General features: G+C 67.0%; 1 protein-coding gene. It reads left to right on the top strand.

The annotated features are described in order from the left end of the window. The coding region (gene tuf, locus QMK61_RS17575) for an elongation factor Tu (RefSeq protein WP_302073527.1) at nt 1-1,023 on the top strand (1,023 nt) is incomplete at its 5' end. Nucleotide 1,024: the final 1 nt, after the last annotated feature.

The raw sequence follows: 1,024 nt of genomic DNA on the forward strand, positions 1-1,024 counted from the left end.
AAGGCGCGCGGCATCACGATCTCGACGGCGCACGTGGAATACGAATCGCCGACCCGCCACTACGCGCACGTGGACTGCCCGGGCCACGCCGACTACGTGAAGAACATGATCACGGGTGCGGCGCAGATGGACGGCGCGATCCTGGTGTGCTCGGCGGCGGACGGCCCGATGCCGCAGACGCGCGAGCACATCCTGCTGTCGCGCCAGGTGGGCGTGCCGTACATCGTGGTGTTCCTGAACAAGGCGGACATGGTCGATGACGCGGAGCTGCTCGAGCTGGTCGAGATGGAAGTGCGCGAGCTGCTGAGCAAGTACGACTTCCCGGGCGACGACACGCCGATCATCAAGGGATCGGCGCTGAAGGCGCTGGAAGGCGACCAGAGCGAGATCGGCGTGCCGGCGATCATCCAGCTGGTGGATGCGCTGGACAGCTACATTCCGGAGCCGGTGCGCGAGATCGACCGTCCGTTCCTGATGCCGGTCGAGGACGTGTTCTCGATCTCGGGTCGCGGCACGGTGGTGACCGGTCGCGTGGAGCGCGGCGTGATCAAGGTGGGCGAGGAAATCGAGGTCGTGGGCATCCGCCCGACCCAGAAGACCACCGTGACGGGCGTGGAGATGTTCCGCAAGCTGCTGGACCAGGGCCAGGCGGGCGACAACGTGGGCCTGCTGCTGCGCGGCCTGAAGCGCGACGACGTGGAGCGCGGCCAGGTGCTGGCGAAGCCGGGTTCGATCACGCCGCACACGGACTTCGAGGCCGAGGTGTACGTGCTGTCGAAGGAAGAGGGTGGCCGTCACACGCCGTTCTTCAAGGGCTACCGCCCGCAGTTCTACTTCCGCACGACGGACGTGACCGGTGCGGTGGAGCTGCCGGAAGGCGTGGAGATGGTGATGCCGGGCGACAACGTGAAGATGGTGGTGAGCCTGATCCACCCGATCGCGATGGACGAGGGCCTGCGCTTCGCGATCCGCGAGGGTGGCCGCACCGTCGGCGCCGGCGTGGTCGCCAAGGTCATCAAGTAAG

Source organism: Fulvimonas sp. R45 (genome assembly GCF_030504985.1).
Taxonomy (GTDB): Bacteria; Pseudomonadota; Gammaproteobacteria; order Xanthomonadales; family Rhodanobacteraceae; genus Rhodanobacter_A.